At 74.4% G+C, this 1,297-nt stretch carries 1 protein-coding gene; it reads right to left on the minus strand.

Annotation, left to right across the window (positions count from 1 at the left end):
* Nucleotides 1–398: 398 nt before the first annotated feature.
* Nucleotides 399–776, minus strand: coding sequence for a DUF742 domain-containing protein (locus tag QH196_RS03135; RefSeq protein ID WP_280414222.1), 378 nt, complete (start codon nucleotides 774–776; stop codon nucleotides 399–401).
* Nucleotides 777–1,297 lie beyond the last annotated feature (521 nt).

Here is a 1,297-nt window from a genome sequence, read left to right on the forward strand (position 1 = left end):
CCACCGTCCCCGTGACGACTTCCTTACGGTCGGTGACCTGCGGCCCGTTGTCCGGTGCGGGTGCCTGTTCCCGGGCCGGCGACTGCTGGATCCGGAACCCCGGGGTCGCGGGGGGGGGGCCCGCCGGCCCAGCATACCCCCCCGCCGCCGGGGGGGGGGGCACCCCCCCCCCCCCCCGGCCGCCCCATCCCAGCTATCCCGGCATTGCGATAATTTCTACTAGATTTTTCCTCGCAATGCGCCGTATCTGTCCCAGACTCTAGCGAACGGGATGCGCGCGGTCGCGCGGAAGAGGACAGGCGGAAGAGGACAGGCAAATGAGGCGCTCACCCTGGAGGCCGGGTGGCGCGGGTCGTGTGGTGGCGCTTTCGAAGGCAGAGCGGCGGGCCCGCCCCGGATCAACCGCCCCGCAAACTGTTCGCGATCGTCCGCAGCAGATCGAGTCCCGCGGCGTTGTCGGGAGTCTCCACCGGTGCGCGCACGATCAGCCGGCCGTCGTCGATCAGATCCCCGACCAAGACCTTGGTCAGCGCCAGCGGAACACCGAGTTGCGCCGAAACCTCCGCCACCGACTGCGGAGTCCGGCACAACCGGACTATTTCGGCATACTCGGGTTCCGGTCGCCGCAGCGCCAGCCCCGAACCGGCGTCGACCACCATCGAATCCAGCGTGAGCTCCGCGCGCTCGCTACGACCCCGGCCGCGGGTGAGCGCATAGAGACGTACAACCGGGCCGGCGTCCTCCTCGTCCCCCGAGGTGTTGTGTGGACCGCTCATGGCCGCGGCCGGCCGTTCGGTCCGGTATCCGGCAGCCTGCTCACCGGTTCCGCCGGCGGCCGGTTCGGGTCAGTGCGCGGGGGAGTGGTCATCGTCGCCTTCCTGTCGAGTTCTCTCGGATTCGGCCGGCTCCGGGAGCGCACTGCGTCCCGACCGGGTGCCGCCCTCGATGGCGGCCATCAGATTGCGTGCTTCCTCGGCGCTGTGGGGACGAGCTGGTTCGGCGGCCGGGGCGGTACCGGCGGGTTCGGGAGCGGGGGCGGGCGCGGCGGTCTGCCGGCGCCGGCGGGGCAGCGGGGGACGGGTTCCGGTATCCGGTTGCTGTGCCACGGTATCGGCGGGCGGGCCCCCCCCCCCCCCCGGGGCGCGCCGGGGCGGGCCGCCCCCCGGGGGGGGGGGTGGGCTCGCCGCCCGGGGCCGCCCCCCCCCCCGCGCCGCCCCCGTCCCCCCCCCCCAACACACGGGGTGCTCCTGCCTCCCCCGGCCGGCCCGCCGGCGGGGCGCCGCGACCGGTGGCAGCG

This window comes from Nocardia carnea, assembly GCF_029868325.1.
In the GTDB taxonomy this organism is placed as follows: Bacteria; Actinomycetota; Actinomycetes; order Mycobacteriales; family Mycobacteriaceae; genus Nocardia; species Nocardia carnea_C.

Bases quoted from the DNA above. Each gene is read 5' to 3' on its own strand.
- QH196_RS03135 (WP_280414222.1), bottom strand. From the start codon at position 776: ATGAGCGGTCCACACAACACCTCGGGGGACGAGGAGGACGCCGGCCCG.